Below are 22,171 nucleotides of genomic sequence, written 5' to 3'. Positions count from 1 at the left end.
TATGTCGATTCGCGCCCGCACCCGTCTGCTGCGGCTGGCCGACGGGGTCGCGGGCGAGGACGCCGACCTCGGCGATCCGCTCGCCCAGGCCCGTCTGACCGTCGTGGTCGACGCGCTCGCCCACGCGCTGGTGGACCTGGCCGACGGCCGCACCGCACCCACCCAGACGGTGCCGTGGCCACCCCGTGAGGACGCCCTGCGCCGACCCCGTGACCCGCGAGCGTCCGAGGGCGGCGACGACCCCGCGTCCTGTGTCGCCCTCGCCGCCCGGCTGCGCACGGTGGGTGTCGCCCTGGACGAGGTCACCGGGGAGGCGGGTGGCGCGCAGGCCCCCGGTGGCGCGTTGCCGGACCGGGTGCGCCAGGCAGTCGCGGCCCTGGCCAGCGCCCTGCAGGACCACGCCGCGGGCATCGCGGCCGCCACGAGCACGGCGGACCGGGCCGAGGCCGACCGGACCATCCTGCGTGGCCTGCGCACGGCATACGAACTGCTCTCCCCCGACCACGCGGCGCGGTGAGGGGGCGCCACGGACCGCCGCCCACTACCTTGGGCCCATGACCACGAGGATCACCGAGACCAACGAGCACCCGGCGACGCCCCAGGAGGTGTTCGAGCTGTTCTGCTCCACGGAGTACCAGGAGCTCAAGTGCGCCCGCAGCGGCGCCACGGACCAGGACGTCGCCATCGAGGTGGAGGGCGACGCGGTGACCGTGGTGACCCGGCGGACCCTGCCCAGCGACGGCCTGCCCGACTTCGCCAAGGGCTTCGTCGGCAAGAGCCTGGAGGTCGTGGAGACCCAGCGCTGGGGCGCCGCCGACGAGGACGGGGCCCGGGAGGCGGCTCTGGAGGTCGACATCCCGGGCACGCCCGTCCAGTTCGTCGGCGGCATCGACCTGGAGCCCTCCGACGGCGGGTCTACCCAGCGGGTGGACGGGGAGCTCAAGGCGCACGTCCCGCTGCTGGGCAGCAAGATCGAGAAGGCCGTCGCCCCCATCCTGGTCAAGGCGATCCGGTTGGAGCGCGCACTGGTGGCGGAGTCGCTCGGTCAGGAGTCCTGAGACAGCAGTCCTGCGGCCGCGATCCGGACCGCCGCGTCCGCGCTCAGCCCATGTGCGGGTAGCGCCAGTCCGTGGCCGGTACGAAGGTCTCCTTGATGGCGCGGGTGCTGGTCCAGCGCATCAGGTTGGCCGCCGACCCGGCCTTGTCGTTGGTGCCCGAGGCGCGTGCCCCGCCGAACGGCTGCTGCCCCACGACGGCGCCCGTCGGCTTGTCGTTGATGTAGAAGTTGCCGGCGGCGAACCGCAGCTCCTGGGTGGCGTGGGCGATGGCGGCCCGGTCCTGGGCGATGATCGACCCGGTGAGCGCGTAGTCGGCCACCGACTCCATCTGCGCCAGCATCGCGTCGTAGTCCTTGTCGTCGTAGACGTGCACGGACAGGATCGGCCCGAAGAACTCGGTGGTGAGGAACTCGTGCCTGCCGTCGGTGACCTCCAGGACGGTCGGGCGCACGAAGTAGCCGACGGAGTCGTCGGCCGTCCCGCCGGCGAGGACGGTGACGGAGTCGTCCGCGGCGGCCTGCTCCAACACCTTCGCGTGCTTGTCGAAGGCGCGGCGGTCGATCACCGCGCCCATGAAGTTGGACAGGTCGCGCACGTCGCCCATCGGGATGGACTCGGTGACCTGGGCCACCTCGTCCCGTAGCGTCGACCACAGCGACTTCGGCACATAGGCGCGGGAGGCTGCGGAGCACTTCTGGCCCTGGTACTCAAAGGCCCCGCGCACCAGGGCGGTCCGCACCACGTCCGGGTCGGCGGACGGGTGCGCCACGACGAAGTCCTTGCCGCCGGTCTCCCCGACGATGCGCGGGTAGGAGCGGTAGCCCGCGAGGTTGGAGCCGACGGTGTTCCACAACATCTGGAACACCCGGGTCGAGCCGGTGAAGTGGATGCCGGCCAGGTCCCGGTGCTGCAGCGCCACCTCCGACACCTCGACGCCGGAGCCCGTGACCATGTTGATCACGCCCGGTGGCATGCCGGCCTCGACCAACAGGTCCATCACAACCGAGGCGGCCCGCTGCTGGGTGGTCGCCGGCTTCCACACCACGGTGTTGCCCATCAGGGCGGGCGCCGTCGGCAGGTTCCCCGCGATCGCGGTGAAGTTGAACGGAGTCACGGCGTAGACGAACCCCTCGAGCGGCCGGTGGTCCAACCGGTTCCACACCCCGGGGGCGTTGCGCACCGGCTGCTCCGCCAGGATCTGGCGGGCGAAGTGCACGTTGAACCGCCAGAAGTCGATCAGCTCGCAGGCCGAGTCGATCTCGGCCTGGTAGGCCGTCTTGGACTGGCCCAGCATGGTGGCGGCGTTCAGCCGGGCCCGCCACGGGCCCGCGAGCAGGTCGGCCGCCTTCAGCAGGATCGCCGCCCGGTCCTCGAAGGACAGCGCCCGCCACGCCGGTGCCGCCTGCTGCGCGGCCTCGATCGCCGCGGTGGCGTCCGCCTTCGTCCCGTCGTGCAGGGTGCCCAGCACCTCGGCGTGCGCGTGCGGCTGCACCACCTGCACCTCGGCACCCTCACCGCGCACGTGCTCCCCGCCGATCACGTGCGGCAGGTCGACCGGCGTGGCCGCCAGCTCGGCCAGCGCCACCTCCAGGTCGGCCCGTTCCGGACTGCCCGGCGCGTAGTCCCCCACCGCCTCGTTCAGGGGCTCGGGAACCTGCGCGAATGCATCCACGGTGATGACTTCCTCTCGTCGTCTGTCGGCGTGCCCGTCCGGCACGGCGAAGGGGTCTCAGACCAGGCTAACCAGATGGTCGAGCTCCGTCGTGTCGTACCAGGACAGCTCGACCCCCGACCCGGACTCCGGGGTGTCGGGCGCCTGGCCGGCCAGCACGTCGTCGCCGACGTGGAAGGCGGCCACCCGCTGCAGGCTCAGCGCCCCCGTCACCACCACGCGGGAGCCGGCCGGTGCCGAGTCGTCGACCTCGACGAGGTCGAGGTCGGCGGCAGCGACCAGCACCGGCACACCACGGTGCACACAGGACAGGGCCGCGTCCTGCAGCGCGGCGTACTCCCAGGTCTCCTCGTCCCCCTCGGGGTCGGACGTACGGACCGACTGGGTCACGGCATACCCCTCCAACGGTCCGGGGACCGTGCGTGCCGACTGCAGCAGTCGGCACTGGTCCGGGGACAGCGGCAGGTAGATCCGGGTGTGTCCGCTCACGGCTGGTTCCTCACTCCTCACGCGTCCTCGACCAGTTCGGCCAGGGCCTTGTGGACGGCTTCGGCCAGCACGTCCAGGTCCACCATCGCGTCACGGTCGCCGTTCAGTCCCAGGAAGACCCGGCCGTCGTAGGAGGTCAGCCCGACCGCCAGCGCCTGGCCCTTGGCCAGGGGGATCACCGGGTAGGAGGCGACCATCCGGGCGTGCCCGGCGTAGCGGGCCGCCTGCGGGCCGGGGACGTTGCTGATCACCAGGTTGAACATGCGACGCGACATGGCGCTGGCCAGGCGGGCCGCCATCGAGTGCAGGGTGGAGGGTGCGAACCCGGCCAGCCCGGCCAGTCCCGCCGCCCCGACAGCCTGGCCGTGCTGCAGTTGCTGGGTCATCCGGTAGCTCACCTGCCCCAGCCGCATCCCGGTGCTCGGCTCCCCGACGGGAAGGTCGATGAAGGCGGCCACGACCGGGCCCCCGACATGGGTGTCGACCGCCGAGTCGGTGATCGACAGCGGCACCATGGCGCGCAGCGTCGTGGAGGCGCTGACCGGCTCGCCCCGGTTCATCAACCACTCGCGCAGCGCCCCGGTGAGCGTCGCGAGCACCACGTCGTTGACGGTGACGTGCCCGTGGTCGGCGGTGGCGCCGAACCGGCGGCTGCGCACGGTCCGGAAGTCCTTGAGGTCGAGCTCGACCAGCTCGACCCGACGGGCGTTGCCGATGGTGGTGTTCAGCGGTGTTGACGGGGCGGGACTCGCCGCCGTGCGGACGAGTGCGGTGGCGGCCTGCCCGGCCGCCTCGGCGACGCGCGCACCCGTGTGCCGCAGGTCCTCCAGACCGCCGCGCAGCCCGGAGAGCAACCGCCGGGGGCTGGTCGCGGTGCCGATCGTCGCGCGCGTCAGCAGCTCCAGGTCGCTCGGCTCCGGCGAGGGCGACCAGGTCTGTGCGATCGGCACCACGTCGTTGGGGGCGTCGTCCAGGATCACCTGGCCGATGTCGATGCCCGTCACGCCGTCCACCATCGCCTGGTGGGTCTTGGTCACCAGGGCGAACCGGTCGTCCGCCAGCCCCTCCACCAGGTAGACCTCCCACAACGGCCGGGTCCGGTCCAGCAGGCGGGACTGCACCCGCGCCACGAACTCCCCGAGCTGCTCGAGACTGCCCGGGCGGGGCAGTGCGGAGCGACGCACGTGGTAGGTCAGGTCGAAGTCCGCGTCGTCGACCCACACCGGGCCGCCCAGGCCGGCGGGGACCTGCCGCACCCGCTGGCGGTAGCGGTGGACATAGGCGATCCGGTTGGAGACCAGCGACACCAGGTCCTCGTAGTCGAACCCCTCCTCCGGGGTCTGGAACACCAGGACCGACCCCACGTGCATCGCGGTGACGGACTCCTCCAGGTAGAGGAAGGAGGAGTCCAGGGGGCTCAGTCGGTCGAACACGGGGCTTATCGTCGCAGATCCGGCGCCCCTGTCCACATCCCGTCACGCGCCCGGGATCACCGCCCGGCCGACAGCCTGCGCCGCCCCCGGCCGCCGGGCCGTTCCTCCGCGGACCGGTCGATGAGGTGCTCCGCCAGCTCGCGCAGCGCCAGTCGGGCCGCCGCGCGGGGGGCCGACTCGCGCAGCACCCGCCCAGAGAGCAGCGCGCCGTCCAGGGCCGCGCGGTCGTCCGGCACCACGTGGGGCTCCCGCACCCCGGCGAACCGGGCCAGGGCCTCGCGCACCCTCCGGGCCGGGTCGCTGCCGACCGCGCTCTGGCGCACCCTGGTCACCACCACGGTGCGCGGCGCCTGGTTGACCGCCTCGAGCTGGTCGAGCCCCCTGACGAGGCGTTGCAGGCCGACGGGGTCCCCGGCGCCGGTCACCACCACGTGGTCGGCCGCCCCGAGCGCGGTCAGCGTCGCGCCGTTGCGGCGCGGAGCCCGGGTGTCGAAACTCAGCTCCTCGTCCTGCTCCAGGCTGAACCCGACGTCGACGACCGTCCAGTCCGCCACGTCGCGGCACACCTCCAGGATGTCGGCGAGCGCGTGCTCGCGCAGCTCCGGCCACCGGTCGGCGCGCGGCAGCCCGGTGAGCACCCGGAGCCCGGGCAGCACCTCCGGGGCCAGTGCGGCCAGGCTCTCGCGGTCGAGGGTGCCCTGGTCGGCCGCTCGCGCCGCGGCCACGACACCGGGTGCCTCGTCCAGGACGGCCAGCACCTGGGCGACGGATGCGGCATACGTATCGGCGTCCACCACCAGCACCGAGCTCACCGGCGAGGCGATCTCGGCCGCGAGGTTCACCGCGACGGTGGTCCGCCCGGGCGAGCCGGCCGGACCCCACACCACAATCACCCGGCCGCGTCCGGCGGAATCCTCCGACGGCGAGGGCGACCCGGCGGGGGGCGACTCCTGCGCGGTGTCCCGCCGCTCGGTCACTGGCGACGAGGGGTCCGCCCCGTCGGGGTCCGAAGGGTCCTGCTCCGGATCCCCGCCCCCGAGCTCGTCCTGTGCCGCGCGGTCCCAGTCCCGTCCGGCGTCGACCCCCTCCCCGTCCCCCAGCAGGTCCCGCAGCGCCTCGTCCAGGGTGGCAGCGTCGGCGTCCGCGGGGAGGGCGGCCCCGACACCCCAGCGGCGCAGCGCCCGCACGCCGTCCTCCTCCCCCGGCGGGTGCACGCCGAGCACGAGCAGCCCCTGGTCGACCAGTCCGGAGACGACCGCGCGGTCCAACCCGCGCAAGTCGCTGGACAGCACGACGACCCGGCCCAGGCCGGCTTCGACCGTGCCCAGGAGGTCGGCGAGGTCGGCACAGCGATGCACGACGTGGACCAGGTCGGAGCGCCCCAGTCGCTCGGCCAGGTCGGACTCCCACCGGTGGGTGACGGCGGTCAGCAACGGCTGGCTCGGCACGGCCTCACTCCTCCGGTGCGGCACTGCGGGGGGCAGGGACGAGGGTGACCCGCGCCTCCTGGTCGACGCTGGCGATCACGTCCCCGACCGCGTCCGCCGGCACCACCACCTGCACGGCGGCCCGGCCGACCCCCACCCCGAGCGCCCGGCCCGCGGTGGGCACCCCGGCCACGACGGCCTGCTCCAGCAGCAGCTCGGGCGGGAGGTAGGACACCCCCGCGGCCCCGGGGTCGCGACCGCTCACCCACACGTCCACCACCTCGCCGACCGCCAGCGTCTCGGCAGCAGTCGGGTCGACGGGCACCGTCACGGTCTTGTCCTGCACCTGGCGGGCCGTGCCCAGCGAGGTGCGCGGCACCAGCTCCCCGGGGGCCACCTGGCGCAGCACATACGTGCCCGGCTGGAGCGCCTGCGTGCCGTCCAGGTAGTGCTGCATCGGCTCGCCGATCCGCACCTGGACGGTCGCCAGGTCCTCCACGGCCACCTGCTCCCCCGGCAGCAGCGCCCGCGTCGCGGCGTAGACGGGAGTCGTGTCGTCCAGCGAGGTCACCAGCCGGGCACCGCCGGCGACGGAGAGCAGCACCAGCAGCGCCCCCACCAGCAACCGGGCGTCCCGCCATCCCGGCACCTGCAGTCGCCGCGCCGTCCGGACCTGCTCCGTTGCGCCCATGGTGCTGCCTCCTGTCCCCTCCTCGTCGAGGTCGCCCACGGGCAACCTAGTGCGCGTCCCCGCCGACCGCACCATCTTGTCCACAGGCCCCTCCGGCGGGAACCCCGGGACGGGTAAAATCCTGCTCAAGTCGCCGACCCGCGACCCGACCGCGCGACGAGAGAGGTGGATGGTGCCCCGCTTCCTGACCCTCACCGACGTCGCCGAGACCCTGAACGTCACGCTCGCCCAGACCAAGGCGCTGGTCCGCAGCGGCGCCCTGGCGGGCATCAAGGTGGGCGGCCGCGGTGTCTGGCGGGTGGAGGACAAGGCCCTGGAGGACTACATCCAGCGGATGTATGCCGAGACGCGAGAATCCATCGCGCGCGGCGATGAGTTGGAGGACTCGGCGCACGACAGGGAGTGACCGGCCGGGTTCCGTCGCGAGCGCTAGCGGGTGATCCCCTCGGCCGGTCCCACGGGACCGGTGGCCACGAGCGCCACGGCGGCGAACGGCACCACGACGTGACCTCGCCGGTCCTGCCGACTCCCGTCGTCGGGCGCCTCACCCAGGTCGAGGTGGTCCCGCCCCACCCGGTCGATGGTGCCGGAGAGCTGCCCGCCGTCGACGTCGCCCACCCGCACCAGCGCACGGTCCCTGCTGATGGCACGCATCGCCTGGCGCAACCCGAGCCGTCGCTGCGCCACCCCCTGGTGCGGGTCGGCGCGGCCGCTGAGCCCCCACACCGCGCGGACCGCGTGGACCGGCACCAGCACCGCGCGGCCGCGGGCGGCGGGAGGGCGCACGTCCAGCACCAGCCAGTCGGTGCCCAGCTCGGTGAGCCCGCCGTCCAGGACGCCCGCCCCCGTCACCCGCACCCGAAGGGGTCGACCGAGGTCCGCCGCCAGCCGGTCGGTCAGCGTCTGCTGCCCCCGCTGCGCGCGGGCGTACTCGGCGACGTCGGCACGCAGCTCCGCATCGTGCTCGGCGCGGACCTGTGCCTCGAGGTCGTCGAACAACCGGCTCCACCGCATACCCCCATCCTGCCCCGCGCCCGGTCCCGCGGCGACCTTGTCCACAATCGCCCTCGCCCCCCTTGCCGACCCGGCGTCAATGCGCTTAACTACACGCAACTGATCGCAAACGCACGTATTGACGCATCGGAGGAGCCCATGCCGTCCCCCACCCAGGCGCTGACCCAGCACCCACTCTCCCGGCGGGCCGGCCTCCTGGGCGGCGCTGCGGGGTTGATCGCCGGGGGCGCCGCGGTGGTCCTGGCCCTGGCCCATGCGCCCTGGTGGCTCCGGCTCGGCCAGGGGGGCGGTCCGGAGCCGGTGGCCTCGGGCCTGCACCACCTCGCCGGTTCGGCGGCGGCATTGGTCCTGGCATGGATCGCGGTGCTGCTCCTGCTGGGAGCGGCTGCGGTCAGCCCCGCCCGCTGTGTCCGGCCAGCACGACGTCTGGGGCTGCGGCTGGCCCCGCGCCTGGTTCCCCGGGTCGCGGCAGCCCTGCTGGCCCTGGCCGTCGCCGGGCCCACTGCCGCCCAGGCAGACCAGGGCGCCCCGACCCCCCTGCCGGACTGGTCGGTGGCCGCCGGCCCCACCCCGTCCCTGTCGGTCGCCACCGACGACGCGGCACCCGCACCCGAGCCCGGATGGCAGCCGGCGCCCCCGCGTGGGCGGGCCGACGTCCGGCTGCTGGTGGGCGGCGGGACCAGGCAGCAGGCCCAGGTGGTCGAGTCGGTCGTCGTGCGCCCCGGCGACACGCTCTGGTCGATCGCGGCCCGGCACCTCGGCCCGGACGCCTCCACCGAGGACATAGCCGCCGAGTGGCCCCGGTGGCACGCGGCCAACCGGGACACCCTGGGCCCCGACCCCGACCTGATCCTGCCCGGCCAGGAGCTCGTGCCCCCGGGCCACGCACCCCTGGGAGCGGAGTCATGAGCGCCCAGCCGCAGCCGGCGGCCTGGGCCCACACGTCCCCACAGCGCCGCGCCGAGTTGCGGGTGCTGCCCATCCCGGCAACGGAGCCGGGAGAGGCCCCCTTCGTGCTCCCGCCGCCCGCGGACGACTACGTCCAGGGGGTGCTGGCGGTGGACTTCCGCCGCGGCTACGAGGACTCCTACTTCGGGCCCCAGGCGACCCCGGCGCAGGACCTGCCGGATCCGGCCGACTGGGCGGCCCGACTGCTGCGGGTGATGCTGGAGGTCGGGGACGGCACCCGTCCCCCCGGCCAGCTGAACCGGTGGGTGCGCGAGGAGATCCTCTCGCGCCTCACCCGGCGCGGGCTGCTGGCCCGGCGCCGGCTGCAGCGCCGCCGCACGGTCATCGTCCGGGCGCTACGCGTCTGTCAGCCTGCCGACGGGGTGGCGGAGGTCGCGGCCGTCGTGGACCACGGCGGCCGGGTCAGGGCCGTCGCCGCCCGCCTGTGCGGGGTCGACGGCCGCTGGGTGATGACCGCGCTCGAGCTGGGCTGAGACTGCCCCGGGGGCAGACCCAGGGTCAGGCTGCCCGCCGGACGGGGTCAGTCCTTGCGCTTGCGGGCCGCCCGCCGCTCCGCGCGGTTGCCGCCCTGGGCCTTGGCCGCGGAGACAGCCTTGGCCGAGTCCTCGGACTGCCCCTCGGCCCGTTGCACCACCGAGCCGTCCTCGCTGGGTGCGGAGTAGGTCAGCGCCTGCTGCCGGCGCGACGCCTGCGCCACGGCCTCGCTGAGACCCGCCACGGTCGCCCCGGTGCGCTGCAACCGGTCGGCCACCGCGGCCTCCGACTCGCCCGCACCGTCCCCGCCACCTGCAGGCGCACCATCCCCGGCGGCCTGGCGCGTCTTGATCTCGGCGTTGAACAGGAAGCGCACGGCCTCCTCCTTGATGGACTCCATCATGGCGGCGAACAGCTGGTAGCCCTCACGCTGGTACTCCACCAGCGGCTCACGCTGAGCCATCGCGCGCAGCCCGATGCCCTCCTTGAGGTAGTCCATCTCGTAGAGGTGCTCACGCCACTTGCGGTCCAGCACCTGCAGCAGCACCCGGCGCTCGACGTCCCGCATGATCTCGGGCCCGACCGCCTCCTCACGTGCGTCGTAGGCGTGCTGGGCGTCGGAGAGCAGCTGCTGCTCGAGGTCCGCCGGGTCGAACTGGGTCAGCCCGTCGGCCTCGAAGGTCACCGGATAGACGGTGCGGAGCTCGTTGACCATGCCCTCGAGGTCGACGCCGTCCTCGCCTGGGATGCTGCCGGTGCGGACGTACTCCTCGATGACGTCGTTGATGAAGTGCCGGACCTGCTCCTCCATCTCCTCCCCGTTGAGCACCCGGCGGCGCTCCTCGTAGATCACCTCGCGCTGGCGGTTCATCACATCGTCGTACTTGAGCACGTTCTTGCGGGTCTCGAAGTGCTGTGCCTCGACCTGCGACTGCGCTCCGGCGATGGAGCGGCTCACCACCTTGGACTCGATCGGGGTATCGTCCATCCCGGAGGAGGCCATCACCCGGTCGACGATCCCGGCGTTGAACATACGCATCAGGTCATCCTCGAGGGACAGGTAGAACCGGCTCTCCCCCGGGTCGCCCTGACGGCCGGCGCGCCCACGCAACTGGTTGTCGATGCGTCGGGACTCGTGGCGCTCGGTGCCCAACACATACAGTCCGCCGAGCTTGGTGACCTCGTCGTGCTCGGCCTGCACCGACTCCTCCGCCTCCGCGAGTGCCTTGTCCCAGGCGGCTTCGTACTCCTCCGGCGTCTCGACCGGGTCCAGACCCGCGGCCTTCAGGGCAGCGACCGCCCGGAACTCCGGGTTGCCGCCGAGCATGATGTCGGTGCCGCGACCGGCCATGTTGGTAGCCACGGTGACGGCGCCCTTACGACCCGCCTCCGCGACGATGGCTGCCTCCCGGGCGTGGTGCTTGGCGTTCAGCACCTCGTGTGGGATCCCCCGGCGCCGCAACTGCTCGGAGAGCCGCTCGGACTTCTCCACGCTGGTGGTGCCGACGAGCACCGGCTGGCCGTGCTCGTGCCGCTCCACGATGTCGTCCACGACGGCGTTGAACTTGGCCTGCTCGGTCCGGTACACGAGGTCCGACTGGTCCTTGCGGACCATCGGGCGGTTCGTCGGGATGGAGATCACGCCGACCTTGTAGATCTGGTGCAGCTCGGCCGCCTCGGTCTGGGCGGTGCCGGTCATCCCGGCCAGCTTGTCGTACATGCGGAAGTAGTTCTGCAGGGTCACCGTGGCCAGGGTCTGGTTCTCGTTCTTGATCTCCACCCCCTCCTTGGCCTCGATCGCCTGGTGCATCCCCTCGTTGTAGCGGCGTCCGGGGAGCATGCGACCCGTGTGCTCGTCGACGATCATGATCTGACCGTCCATGTTCACGTAGTCCTTGTCCCGCTTGTACAGCTCCTTGGCCTTCAGGGAGTTGTTCAGGTAGCCGATGAGCGGGGTGTTGGCGCTCTCGTAGAGGTTGTCGATGCCGAGGTAGTCCTCGACCTTCTCGATGCCGGACTCCAGCACCCCGACGGTGCGCTTCTTCTCGTCGACCTCGTAGTCGCCCTCGCCGTTCTCCCCCCGGTTCAGCAGCCGGGCGACCTTGGCGAACTCGCCGTACCACTTGGTCGGCTGGTCGGCCGGGCCGGAGATGATCAGCGGCGTGCGCGCCTCGTCGATGAGGATCGAGTCGACCTCGTCGACGATCGCGAAGTTGTGCCCCCGCTGCACCAGGTCCGCCGTCGACCAGCCCATGTTGTCGCGCAGATAGTCGAAGCCGAACTCGTTGTTCGTGCCGTAGGTGATGTCCTTGAGGTACTGCTCGCGACGCTGGCTCGGCGTCATCTTGGACAGGATGACGCCCGTCTCCAGGCCCAGGGCCCGGTGCACGCGCCCCATCAGCTCGGCCTGGTACTCGGCCAGGTAGTCGTTGACCGTGACCACGTGCACGCCCTTGCCCTCGAGCGCGTTGAGGTAGGAGGGCAGGGTCGCCACCAGGGTCTTGCCCTCACCGGTCTTCATCTCGGCCACGTTGCCCTGGTGCAGCGCCGCCCCACCCATGATCTGCACGTCGAAGGGTCGCTTGCCGATGGTCCGCGACGCCGCCTCCCGCACCGCGGCGAAGGCCTCGGGCAACAGTTGGTCCAGGGTCTCCCCGTCGGCGATCCGGGCGCGGAACTTGTCGGTCTCCTCGCGCAGCTCGGCGTCGCTGAGATCCTTGAAGTCGTCCTCCAAGGCGTTGACCAACCGGGCGGTCGTCTCCAGCTTGCGCAGCGTGCGCCCCTCGCCGGCACGCAGAATCTTCTCGAACAGCTTGGGCACCCAGGTCTCCTGACACGTCGTGGTGAACTCTCCTAGGCTAAACGCTCCCCCCGTGAAGTGCGGAAAGCGTGTGCTCACACCTTTGTCGGGAGCTACGTTGGGCGCCATGACCGGGCCATCCCCCGCTGCCCCCGTCCCCACCCTGTCCGACGGTGGGGTCAGGCTCCGTGCCCACTCACCTGACGACATACCGGGGCTTGTCGAGCAGGCCCGCGACACCGAGACACTGCGGTTCACGAGCACCCCCGCGCCGTATGCCGAGGCGGAGGCGCGCGCGTACCTGGACCGGGTGCGAGCCGGCTGGCAGGCGGGGGCCGGGCCGGTGCACCGGCGCTGGGCGATCGAGCGCGACGACGGGGCGGGCCCCCGCTATGCCGGGAGCGTGGGCTACCGGTCGCGGGGGGCCGAGGTCGCGTCCCTCGACTTCGCGGCGGCACCCTGGGCCCGTGGCCGTGGGGTGATGACCCGGGCCGTGTCCCTGGTGCTCGACCACGCCTTCGGCGAGGGCGGGGTGCGCACCATGCAGTGGGGGGCCTACGAGGGCAACTGGGCGTCCCGACGGGTCGCCTGGCGGCTCGGGTTCCGGATCGGCGAGGTGGTGCCGGGGTGGCGGGTGGACCGTGACGGCGTGCTGCGGGGCGGCTGGTTCGGCACGTTGGCCGTCGGCGAACCCCGCGAACCCGCGGCGCGCTGGCTCGTCCCGCCGGTCCTGACCGGGGAGCGGGTCGTGCTGCGTCCGTGGCGGGAGGCGGACCTTCCGGGTCTGGAGATCGACGAGGCGACCAGGCGTTACGTCGGGCCGGCGCTCCCGCAGTTGACGCCCGAGGGGATCGCGGCCTCTCTGCTCCGCGCGCGGGACGCGGCCGCCCGCGGCACCGAGCTCACCTGGTGCCTGGCGGACCCGGGCACCGACGCCCCCCTCGGTTGGTTGGGGATCTTCGGAATGAACAAGCCCTTCGCCCAGGGCAGCGCCACGGTCTGCTACTGGACCGTTCCGGCTGCGCGCGGGCGGGGCGTCGTGACCGAGTCACTGGCCCTGGCAGCCGGCCACGCCTTCGCGCCCGCCCCGGACGACCCGTCCAACGGCACCGCCGGCCTCGGGTTGCACCGCCTCTCGGCGCAGACCGACGAGCGCAACGCCCCGTCACAGGCCACCCTGGTGCGGGCGGGATGGCGCTACGTGGGCACCGAGCAGGACTCCTGCGTCTACGACCCGGGCGGCGACCGCCACGACACCGTGACCTTCGAGCTCCTCGCCGACGCGGCCGAGCACGCTGGTCCACGGCGCAGCCTGCCCGGGCCGGCGACCCTCCGGACCGAACGGCTCCTCCTGCGACCCTTCCTGTCCCGGGACCTGCCGGACATCGCCGGCTTCCTGCGCCATTCCGACGTCGGGCCGGGGCACCACCCGAGGGCCGGCCTTCAAGAGGCCGCGCAGTGGTGGGCCGGTCTGCGGCGGCTGCAGTGGGAGGGCAGTCAGTGGTCCTGGGCGGTGTGCCTGGCCGGCGGTGATTTCGCCGGCAGCGTCCCGATCGGGGTGATCCGCGCCTACGGCATCGAGGCGGACCGGGGCTCCCTCGGCTACTGGCTGAGCGCGGGCCACCGCGGCCAGGGGTTCGCACGGGAGGCCCTGGACGCCGTGGTGGACCACCTCCTGGCCTCACCCGAGGAGGGCGGGGCGGGGCTGACCCACCTGCGCGCGGACACCACCGACGACCATCTGGCGTCCCAGACCATCCTGCGGCACAGCGGTTTCCGCCTGTGGGGTCGAGAGACCGAGCCGGACGGCCGCATCCGACTGGAGTTCTCGTTGGACTCCGGGACCGATCGGGTCGCGGCGGCCGCCACCGGTGTCGCCGCCACCCTGGACGTGCCGGTCATCGAGGCGCCCCAGGTGCGCTTGCGACCGTGGCGCGACGAGGACATCCCCCTCCTGGTCGAGGCCTGCGCGGACCCACTGGCCCAGCACTTCCTCGCCGACCTGCCGTCCCCCTACACCGAGCGCGACGCGACGACCTTCCTCGCCGGCTGCCGGACCGCGGCCCTGGCCGGCAGCATGCTGGCCTGGTGCGTGGCCGACCCTGGCTCGGACGACTGCGTCGGCTCCCTGGCCATCATGGAGCTGGACCGCGACAGGGACGACAGGGGCCGTCCCACCAGCGGCGTGATCGGCTACTGGGCGCACGCCCGGGCGCGCGGTCGCGGAGTGCTGAGCGAGGCGCTGCGCCGCGCCGTGCGCCACGCCTTCGTGGACCGGCAAGACGGCGGCCTGGGCCTGGATCGCCTGGCGCTCCGGGCCGCAGCAACCAACACCGCCTCCCAGCGGGTGGCGCTGAGCGCAGGCTTCACCGAGGTCGGCCGCGACCGCGCCGCCGAACGGCTCGGCGACGGGACCCTGGACGACCTGCTCCGGTTCGACCTGCTCCGCAGCGAGTGGTCCCCACCACCACACCCCTGACCCCCCACGCCACCGAACGCGTCGTCTGGCGACATTTCCGGCCACCGAACGCGTCGTCTGGCGACATTTCCGGCCACCGAACGCGTCGTCTGGCGACATTTCCGGCCACCGAACGCGTCGTCTGGCGTCCTCAAACCTCCGGTCGCCCAGGCACAGGAGGCATCACACGGCTTACCTCTGTCCGGTGGAGGTCTCGCTGAGACCAGGACCACCAGACCGCACGTCCGGTGCCGGGGTGAAACCGCCAGACCGCACGTCCGGTGCCAGGGTGAAACCGCCAGACCGCACGTCCAGTGCCGGGTAGGCGGAACCTGTCAACCTGTTGTGAGTCGTTGTTGTGCTCGGTCGCCGTCGGGGTTGAGGGCGATGAGGGCGTAGGGGGTCTTGAGGTGGGTGGGTTTGCGGTACCGGTCGGGGTTGGCCGCGGCCAGCGTGTTGTGGGTGGCCTGGCGGGCGTGGTGGGCCTGGACCCAGGTGCCGTCGTGGACGCTGGCCGGGGTATGGCCAGCGAGGCCGGAGTGGCGGTGGCAGGTGTTGTACCAGGTCACGAACTGCTCGGCCCAGGCCTGGGCGGCCTGCAGGTCGGGGAACCACGCGGGGAACCCTGGGGAGTACTTCGCGGTCTTGAACCAGGTCTCGGAGAACGGGTTGTCGTTAGAGACCCGGGGACGGTTCAGGCTGCGCTCGATGCCGAGGGCGGTGAACAGTTTTCCCACGAGGGTGGAAGTCATCGCGGCGCCACGGTCGGAGTGGATGGTGTGTGGTTTGCCCTGGTGGGTAGCGAACGCGGTCAGGAACATGTCCTGGGCCATCTGGTCGGACTCGGTGACCTCGACCCGCCAGCCCATGATCTGTCGGGAGAACACGTCGATGATGACGTAGAAGTCGTGAGACCGCCAGACCGCGCGTCCGGTCGCACAAGGGGAAGGGGTGACAGAAGCGGGGAGATGCGCTAGCGTCTCCACATCGTGAACTACTCCTCCACATAATGGAGTCAAGGATGACTGCGGTCGGCGTGCTCGACAAGGTGATGGCGATCCTCGACGCCTTCGAGGACGGCGCGACCCGGCTCGACCCGGCCCAGGTCGCGGGCCGCGTCGGCTACAGCACCCCGACCACCTACCGCCTGATGAAGGCGATGAGCCAGCACCGCCTGCTCGATGCGGACGGCCGCGACTACCGGCTCGGGACCCGCCTGTTGGAGCTGGGCAGCCGGGCGCACAGCGGGGTCCACGTGCGGGGCGTCGCCCTGCCGCACATGAAGGCCCTGCGCGACCTGCTCGACGAGACCGTGGAGCTGCAGATCCGCACCGGGCACCGACGGGTCCCCATCGAGATGGCCGTCGGGCGGCGCACGGTGCGCACCACCGGAGAGATCGGGGTGCCACTGCCCATCCACGTCGGCGCCAGCAGCCGTGTCCTGGTGGCCTGGCTGACCGAGGACCGGGCGATGGAGCTGGCGGCGGAGAGCGCGGCCGAGTGGTCCGGTCGCCCGTGGGACCCGCAGACCTATCTCGCGCGGCTGCGCGCCGTCCGGGAGCAGGGCTGGGAATACAGCGACGGCGAGCGCGACCCGGAGACCTCGGCGGTCTCCGCCCCCGTACGCGACCGGGAGGGCTACGTCGTCGGCGCGCTCGTGGTGTCGTCCACGATGACCCGGCTGGCCGACGAGGCACACCGTCAACAGGTGATCGACCGGCTGCTCGCCACCACCGAGGCCGTCTCCGCCGAGCTCGGCCACGACCCGTCCCGGAGCGCCACGCAGGCAGCGGGCGCCACCCCCACCCTCGAGCAGGAGGCCAGCCGATGAGCGGACCGCTCTCAGACCTCAAGGTCCTGGACATCGCCACCGTCTTCGCCGGGCCGTTCGCCGCGGCGCTGCTGGGCGACATGGGTGCCGACGTCATCAAGGTCGAGATGCCCGGGGTCGGTGACCCGTTGCGCGCGCTCGGCCCGTTCCAGGGCGACACCTCCCTGACCTGGGCGGCCTCGGCCCGCAACAAGCGCAGCATCACCCTGGACCTGCGCTCGCCTGAGGGTCAGGAGGTGCTCCTGCGGCTGCTCGCCGATCGCGACGTGCTGATCGAGAACTTCCGCCCCGGCACCCTTGAGCGGTGGGGCCTGAGCCTGGAGCGGCTCCGGTCTGCCAACCCGGACATCATCGTGGTCCACGTCTCCGGCTACGGCCAGACCGGCCCCAACGCGGGCAAGGCGGGCTTCGGGACCCCCGCCACGGCATACAGCGGTTATGCCCACATCAACGGCTACCCCGACCGCCCCCCGGTGCTCCCCTCGGTCTCCCTGGTCGACTACCTGACCGGCATGTATGCCGCGATGGGCGCCCTGGCGGCGGTCTACCAGCTCAAGGTGTCGGGCGGCCCGGCAGAGGAGGTCGACGTCGCGCTGTACGAGTCGATCTTCCGGATGCTCGAGGTCGTCGTGGCGGAGTACGACGTGCTGGGCACCGTCCGGGAGCGCACCGGCAACGAGCTCGCCGCGTCCTCCCCCGCCGGGATCTACCAGTCGCAGGACGGGCACTGGATCGTCATCGTCACCAGCACCGAGCGCACCTTCGCCCGGTTGGCGGAGGCGATGGACCGCCCGGACCTGCTGACCGACCCCCGCTACTCCACCAACCGGGAGCGGCTGGCCCGCCGTGGGGAGATGAACCAGATGCTCTCGGACTGGACCGCGGGCCTGACCCGGGCCGAGCTGCACGCCCGGTTGGACGAGTTCTCCGTCCCGCACTCCCCCGTCTACAGCGCCTCCGACATCTTCGAGGACGAGCACTACCGGGCCCGCGACATGCTCGTGGAGGTCAGCCACCCGACGCTCGGCTCGATCACCCTGCCCGGCGTCGTGCCCAAGTTCAGCGAGAACCCCGGCTCCATCCGCAACGCCGGCCCCGAGATGGGCGAGCACACCGACGCCGTCCTCGCCGACCTGGGCTACTCCCCCGAGCAGATCACCGACCTCAAGGACAGGGGCATCGTCTGATGACCAGCAGCTTCGACCACGCCCGCGGCTACGCCGAGGGGACCGCGCCGTTGCCCTTCACGATTCCGGGCCGGGTCACCATCCAGGAGGTGGGGCCCCGGGACGGGTTCCAGCTCGAGCCAGGGGTGATCAGCACCCCCGACAAGATCGCGATCATCGACGCCCTGTCGGCGACCGGTGTGCCGCGGGTCCAGCTCACCTCCTTCGTGCGCCCCGACGCCGTGCCGCAGCTGTCCGACGCGGCGGAGGTGATGGCCGGCTACACCCCCGCCCCCGGCGTGGAGTACTCCGTGCTGGTGCCCAACCTCAAGGGGGCCGAGCGGGCCCTGACGACCGACGCCGCGTGCTGGGAGCTGATGCTCTCCAGCACCGACGCCCACAGCATCGCCAACGCCAACCGCCCCACCGCCGAGGCCTTCGAGCGCCTGCGCCCCGTCATCGAGCTCGGGCTGGCCGAGGGCAAGCACCTCGTGGGCGGTCTGGCGACCTCGTTGGGGTGCCCCTTCGAGGGCAGGACCCCGTTCGAGCGGGTCGCCTGGGTCGTCGGCCTGTATGCCGAAGCCGGGGTTGAGCACGTGACGATCGCCGACACCGCGGGGCTGGCGGACCCGGCCCACGTCCACGAGGTGTCCTCGCGGCTGCGGCGGGAGTACCCCGACCTGCGGATCACGCTGCACCTGCACAACACTCGCGGCCTCGGCATCGCCAACGTGATCGCCGGCCTGGGGGCCGGCATCACCGACTTCGACTCCTCCGTGGGCGGTCTCGGCGGGTGCCCCTACGCCCCCGGCGCGACCGGCAACATCGCCACCGAGGAGCTGGTGCACCTGCTGGACCTGCTCGGTGTCGAGACGGGGGTGGACCTGGATGCCCTGACGGGGATCGCGCGCGGCCCGGTGGCCACGGCCGTCGGTCACCCGTTGGAGTCCTCCTTCGCCAAGGCGGACCCGTCCTGGGTGCTGCACACGCCTCCGCAGCGGCAGGAACTGGCAGGAGCGTAGCGAGACGATGGGCACAACACTGGCCACGAAGGTGTGGGAGTCGCACGTCGTCCGTGCGGCTGCGGGGGAACCCGACCTGCTCTACATCGACCTGCACCTGCTGCACGAGCTGAACACCCCGGTCGCGTTCGACCAGCTCCGCACGAGCGGTCGTCGCGTGCGCCGTCCCGACCTCACCCTGGGCACCGAGGACCACAACACCCCGACCCGCGACATCCGCAAGCGGATCGAGGACCATGCCGCCCGGCACCAGGTCGAGTTGATGCGTGCCAACTGCGCCGAGTTCGGCATCGAGCACTACCGCCTGGGCGAGGAGCAGCAGGGCATCGTGCACATCATCGGACCCGAGTTGGGGCTCGCCCACCCGGGGATGACGATCGTGTGCTGCGACAGCCACACCACCACGCAGGGGGCCTTCGGCGCCCTGGCCTTCGGCATCGGCACCTCCCAGGTGGAGCACGTGCTGGCCACCCAGACGCTGCCCATGCACCGGCTGAAGAACATGCGGGTCCAGGTCGACGGCGTCCTCCCCGAGGGGGTGGACGCCAAGGACCTCGTCCTGGCGCTCATCTCCCGGATCGGGACCGCCGGCGGCCAGGGCCACATCATCGAGTACGCCGGTCCGGCCATCGAGGCGTTGTCGATGGAGTCCCGGATGACGATCTGCAACATGACCGTCGAGGCCGGGTCGCGGGCGGGGATGATCGCGCCGGACGAGACCACCTTCGCCTACCTGAAAGGCCGCCCGCACGCCCCCACCGGTGCCGCCTGGGAGACCGAGGTGGAGCACTGGAAGACGCTGCGCTCGGACCCGGACGCGGTCTTCGACCGGGAGGTGCGGTTCGACGCTTCCACGCTCAGCCCCTACGTGTCCTGGGGCACCAACCCGGCGCAGAGCATCGCGCTCGACGCCGCGGTCCCGGACCCGGAGAGCTTCGAGGACGAGGAGCAGCGGGCCGCCGCCCGGCGGGCGCTGGAGTACATGGCCCTGACCCCGGGGACGGCGATGCGGGACATCGCGGTCGACGCGGTCTTCATCGGCTCGTGCACCAACAGCCGGATCGAGGACCTCCGGGCCGCCGCCGAAGTGCTGCGCGGCCGCCGGGTCAAGGACGGCGTCGAGGCGGTGCTGGTGCCCGGCTCGGAGTCGGTCCGCAACCAGGCCATCAGCGAGGGGCTGGACCGGGTCTTCGAGGCGGCCGGGATCCAGCTGCGCCACGCCGGGTGCTCGATGTGCGCCGCCGTCAACGAGGACCGCCTCCGACCCGGCCAGCGGGCGGCGTCCACCACCAACCGCAACTACGAGGGTCGGCAGGGCAAGGGGTCGCGGACCCACATCGTCTCCCCCGCCGTGGCAGCAGCCACGGCGATCGCCGGCCGGCTCGCCTCGCCCGCGGACCTGGGGGCATGATGCAGCCGTTCACCGTGCACACCGGCACCGCCGCCCCGTTGCGTCGCAGCAACGTGGACACCGACCAGATCATCCCGGTGCGTTTCCTGACCCGCAGCACGATCGCCGGCTACGGGGAGAACCTGTTCAACGACTGGCGGGACGACCCGGACTTCGTGCTGAACGACCCCCGCTACACCGGGGCCAGCATCCTGGTGGCCGGCAACGACTTCGGCACCGGCTCCTCCCGCGAGTCCGCCGTGTGGGCCCTCACCGGATGGGGGTTCCGGGCGATCATCGCCCCCCGCTACGGCGACATCTTCCGGGGCAACGCCTACCAGAACGGCCTGCTGCCCGTGGTCGCCACGCAGGCGTGCGTCGACCGGCTGTGGGACCTCCTGGACGCCACCCCCGACGCTCCCGTGACCGTGGACCTGGTGCACCAGGAGATCCGTGCGGGCGACTTCCGGGAGCCGTTCGACGTCGACCCCGACGACCGCCGCCGGCTCCTCGAGGGGCTCGACGACATCGCGCTCACGCTCCGGCACGAGGGCGACATCACGGCATACGAGCGGTCCCGTAGGCCGGCCCTGCCCACCACCCGACGTCCCCGGGCACTGCGCACCGCAGCGGGAGGTGGTCAGCACTGAGATCCCGCCGCCCACCAGCACCCGACCCCGCCCCTGCCCGGGCCCGCAACACCCATCTCTCACGGAAGAAGACACCTCGATGAACAAGATGCCGTTCCTCGCCGGCGCTATCGCCCTCGGCCTGACCCTCTCCGCCTGCTCCGACGACAATGGGGGTGACGAGGGCTCGGACTACCCCAGCGGCCCCATCACCATGTCGGTGGGTGCCGACCCCGGCAGCGGATTCGACCTGACCATGCGCACGCTGGTGCAGGTCCTCCAGCAGGAGGACCTGGTCGACGTCCCGATGCCGATCGAGAACCGGCCCGGTGCCGCCTCCGCGGTGTGGACCGCCCAAATGGTCGAATCGCACGCCGGCGCGGAGGACCAGGTGTCCGTCACCTCGCTGGTCATGATGACCAACAACGCGCGCGGCCAGTCCGACTACAACGTCGACGACGTCACGATGATCGCCCGGCTCATCTCGGAGTACTTCGTGGTCGTGGTCAGCGCCGACGCCGAGTACCAGGACCTGGAGTCGGTCATCAACGCGGTGATCGAGGACCCGGGTGCGGTGCCCGTCGGCGCCGCGTCCGACGACCAGCTGCCGTTCGCGCTCCTGGTGAACGAGGGCGGCGGGGACGCCTCCGCCATCAACTTCGTCGCCTACGAGGGCGGCGGTGAGCAGAGCAACGCGCTGCTGTCCGGGGACATCGAGGTCGCCATCGCCGGCACCAGCGAGTTCCTGCCCCTGATCGAGTCCGGCGAGCTGCGGGCGCTGACGGTCATCGGTGACGACCGGCTCGAGGGCCTGCCGGACGTCCCGACCGCGGCCGAGCAGGGCTTCGACGTGACCATCTCCAACTGGCGCGGCATCTACGGCCCGCCGGACATGCCCGCCCACGCCGTCGAGTACTGGGAGGGCGTGCTGGCCGACGCGGTCGAGAGCGACGCGTGGGCCGACGCCGCGGAGAAGAACCAGTGGGTGACCACGTTCATGACCGGCGAGGAGATGGACACCTACCTCGAGGAGACCAACGCCCAGGTGGTCGAGGCGTTCGAACAGATCGGCTCACAGTGACCTCCACTCCCGAGACGGGGCAGCACGCCCCGGCCGGCCTCCCCCGCAGCGGCCGTGGCGACGTCGTCGCCGGTCTCGTCGTCGCGGCCGCTGGGGCGGCACTGCTGGTCTCCGCTCTCAGCATCGGCGACGCGGTCCGCCCGGCCCCGGGTATCGGCCCGGGGACGCTGCCGACCTTCCTGTCGGCCATGCTGCTGGTCTCCGGGCTGGTGCTGGCCGGACTGGGGCTGCGCAGGCGGCCGGTGCAGGGGATCGAGGCCGAGGTGCTGGCCGAGGACGACGCCGAGCTGTTCGAGGAGCTGCTCAACCCGGAGGAGCCGCCCATCCCGTGGGCCCGGCTGGCCCTGCACATCGGGCTGTTCGTCGGGTATGCGCTGGTCTTCATCCCGCTCGGCTACATGCTGTCCACCGCGCTCTACCTGGGGATCACGGTCACCGTCATCGACCGGGCCGCCTGGAAGCGCAACCTGATCTTCGCGGTCCTCTTCGGGGTGATCGTGTACTTCGGGTTCACCGAACTGCTCAGCGTGCGGCTGCCTGCCGGCGTGCTGGGCTGAGGAGGCACCC

General features: G+C 72.2%; 20 protein-coding genes and 1 pseudogene. 13 read left to right on the top strand and 8 right to left on the bottom strand.

Annotated elements, in window-relative coordinates:
- The first annotated feature begins 1 nt into the window (after nt 1).
- Together AC1QRC_RS08115 and AC1QRC_RS08110 are read left to right on the top strand one after the other, a co-directional pair.
- On the top strand, nt 2–517 hold the full coding sequence (locus AC1QRC_RS08115; RefSeq protein WP_484206266.1) for a hypothetical protein: 516 nt from the start codon (nt 2–4) through the stop codon (nt 515–517).
- A 37-nt stretch (nt 518–554) separates the two neighbouring features.
- On the top strand, nt 555–1,058 hold the full coding sequence (locus tag AC1QRC_RS08110; protein ID WP_484206265.1) for a DUF2505 domain-containing protein: 504 nt from the start codon (nt 555–557) through the stop codon (nt 1,056–1,058).
- 43 nt (nt 1,059–1,101) lie between these two features.
- Here AC1QRC_RS08110 and pruA read toward each other — a convergent pair whose 3' ends face one another.
- Genes pruA through AC1QRC_RS08085 form a run of 5 tightly spaced genes read right to left on the bottom strand, consistent with a single transcriptional unit; the run spans nt 1,102 to nt 6,809 of the window.
- Entirely contained in the window at nt 1,102–2,730 is a 1,629-nt protein-coding gene (gene pruA, locus AC1QRC_RS08105) for an L-glutamate gamma-semialdehyde dehydrogenase (protein ID WP_484206264.1), read from the bottom strand.
- A 57-nt stretch (nt 2,731–2,787) separates the two neighbouring features.
- Nucleotides 2,788–3,219 carry a DUF6912 family protein gene (locus AC1QRC_RS08100; protein ID WP_484206263.1) on the bottom strand — a complete coding sequence of 144 codons (432 nt, stop codon included), beginning with the start codon at nt 3,217–3,219 and terminating at the stop codon, nt 2,788–2,790.
- A gap of 17 nt (nt 3,220–3,236) precedes the next feature.
- Nucleotides 3,237–4,652, bottom strand: a complete 1,416-nt coding sequence (locus tag AC1QRC_RS08095) for a WS/DGAT/MGAT family O-acyltransferase (protein WP_484206262.1) — start codon at nt 4,650–4,652, stop codon at nt 3,237–3,239.
- A 56-nt stretch (nt 4,653–4,708) separates the two neighbouring features.
- Entirely contained in the window at nt 4,709–6,100 is a 1,392-nt protein-coding gene (locus AC1QRC_RS08090) for a CpaE/TadZ family protein (protein ID WP_484206261.1), read from the bottom strand.
- 4 nt (nt 6,101–6,104) lie between these two features.
- The gene (locus AC1QRC_RS08085) at nt 6,105–6,809 is read right to left on the bottom strand and encodes a CpaB family protein (RefSeq protein ID WP_484206260.1); all 705 of its coding nucleotides are present in this window, start codon (nt 6,807–6,809) and stop codon (nt 6,105–6,107) included.
- Nucleotides 6,810–6,939: 130 nt separating this feature from the next.
- Between AC1QRC_RS08085 and AC1QRC_RS08080 the strand changes: the two genes are divergently transcribed.
- The gene (locus AC1QRC_RS08080; protein WP_484206259.1) at nt 6,940–7,176 is read left to right on the top strand and encodes a helix-turn-helix domain-containing protein; all 237 of its coding nucleotides are present in this window, start codon (nt 6,940–6,942) and stop codon (nt 7,174–7,176) included.
- 23 nt (nt 7,177–7,199) lie between these two features.
- On the opposite strand, the gene AC1QRC_RS08075 is transcribed toward AC1QRC_RS08080, so the two are convergent.
- Nucleotides 7,200–7,784 carry a hypothetical protein gene (locus tag AC1QRC_RS08075; protein WP_484206258.1) on the bottom strand — a complete coding sequence of 195 codons (585 nt, stop codon included), beginning with the start codon at nt 7,782–7,784 and terminating at the stop codon, nt 7,200–7,202.
- Nucleotides 7,785–7,922: 138 nt separating this feature from the next.
- On the opposite strand from AC1QRC_RS08075, the gene AC1QRC_RS08070 reads away from it, so the two are divergent.
- Nucleotides 7,923–8,693 (top strand): LysM peptidoglycan-binding domain-containing protein, encoded by a 771-nt coding sequence (locus AC1QRC_RS08070; RefSeq protein ID WP_484206257.1) that lies wholly within the window; start codon nt 7,923–7,925, stop codon nt 8,691–8,693.
- Complete coding sequence (locus AC1QRC_RS08065) at nt 8,690–9,226, top strand: Rv3235 family protein (RefSeq protein WP_484206256.1); 537 nt, start codon at nt 8,690–8,692, stop codon at nt 9,224–9,226. Before AC1QRC_RS08070 ends, AC1QRC_RS08065 begins: the two co-directional genes overlap by 4 nt.
- Before the next feature lie 370 nt (nt 9,227–9,596).
- Here AC1QRC_RS08065 and secA read toward each other — a convergent pair.
- Nucleotides 9,597–12,048: pseudogene (gene secA / locus AC1QRC_RS08060) on the bottom strand (preprotein translocase subunit SecA); the annotation flags it as partial.
- A 106-nt stretch (nt 12,049–12,154) separates the two neighbouring features.
- On the opposite strand from secA, the gene AC1QRC_RS08055 reads away from it, so the two are divergent.
- Nucleotides 12,155–14,506, top strand: coding sequence for a GNAT family N-acetyltransferase (locus AC1QRC_RS08055; RefSeq protein WP_484206255.1), 2,352 nt, complete (start codon nt 12,155–12,157; stop codon nt 14,504–14,506).
- Between the two features lie 314 nt (nt 14,507–14,820).
- Here AC1QRC_RS08055 and AC1QRC_RS08050 read toward each other — a convergent pair whose 3' ends face one another.
- On the bottom strand, nt 14,821–15,471 hold the full coding sequence (locus AC1QRC_RS08050; protein WP_484206254.1) for a transposase: 651 nt from the start codon (nt 15,469–15,471) through the stop codon (nt 14,821–14,823).
- Between the two features lie 35 nt (nt 15,472–15,506).
- Between AC1QRC_RS08050 and AC1QRC_RS08045 the strand changes: the two genes are divergently transcribed.
- The 7 genes from AC1QRC_RS08045 to AC1QRC_RS08015 all read left to right on the top strand — a co-directional run bounded on the left by AC1QRC_RS08045 (nt 15,507) and on the right by AC1QRC_RS08015 (nt 22,161).
- On the top strand, nt 15,507–16,316 hold the full coding sequence (locus AC1QRC_RS08045) for an IclR family transcriptional regulator (protein WP_484206253.1): 810 nt from the start codon (nt 15,507–15,509) through the stop codon (nt 16,314–16,316).
- A complete protein-coding gene (locus AC1QRC_RS08040) occupies nt 16,313–17,503 on the top strand; it encodes a CaiB/BaiF CoA transferase family protein (RefSeq protein ID WP_484206252.1) in 1,191 nt (396 codons plus the stop codon). Before AC1QRC_RS08045 ends, AC1QRC_RS08040 begins: the two co-directional genes overlap by 4 nt.
- Nucleotides 17,503–18,504 carry a hydroxymethylglutaryl-CoA lyase gene (locus AC1QRC_RS08035; RefSeq protein WP_484206251.1) on the top strand — a complete coding sequence of 334 codons (1,002 nt, stop codon included), beginning with the start codon at nt 17,503–17,505 and terminating at the stop codon, nt 18,502–18,504. The genes AC1QRC_RS08040 and AC1QRC_RS08035 overlap by 1 nt, the downstream gene beginning before the upstream one ends.
- Before the next feature lie 7 nt (nt 18,505–18,511).
- Nucleotides 18,512–19,915: a 3-isopropylmalate dehydratase large subunit gene (gene leuC / locus AC1QRC_RS08030; RefSeq protein ID WP_484206250.1), complete on the top strand. Its 1,404-nt coding sequence runs from the start codon at nt 18,512–18,514 to the stop codon at nt 19,913–19,915.
- Nucleotides 19,915–20,544: a 3-isopropylmalate dehydratase small subunit gene (gene leuD, locus AC1QRC_RS08025; RefSeq protein ID WP_484206595.1), complete on the top strand. Its 630-nt coding sequence runs from the start codon at nt 19,915–19,917 to the stop codon at nt 20,542–20,544. Before leuC ends, leuD begins: the two co-directional genes overlap by 1 nt.
- A 79-nt stretch (nt 20,545–20,623) precedes the next feature.
- A complete protein-coding gene (locus AC1QRC_RS08020) occupies nt 20,624–21,604 on the top strand; it encodes a Bug family tripartite tricarboxylate transporter substrate binding protein (protein ID WP_484206249.1) in 981 nt (326 codons plus the stop codon).
- The gene (locus AC1QRC_RS08015; protein ID WP_484206248.1) at nt 21,601–22,161 is read left to right on the top strand and encodes a tripartite tricarboxylate transporter TctB family protein; all 561 of its coding nucleotides are present in this window, start codon (nt 21,601–21,603) and stop codon (nt 22,159–22,161) included. Before AC1QRC_RS08020 ends, AC1QRC_RS08015 begins: the two co-directional genes overlap by 4 nt.
- Nucleotides 22,162–22,171: the final 10 nt, after the last annotated feature.

The organism is Ornithinicoccus sp., assembly GCF_057176825.1.
Note: the sequence above shows the minus strand (reverse complement) of the source record. Positions and strands in the feature narration are given on the sequence as shown.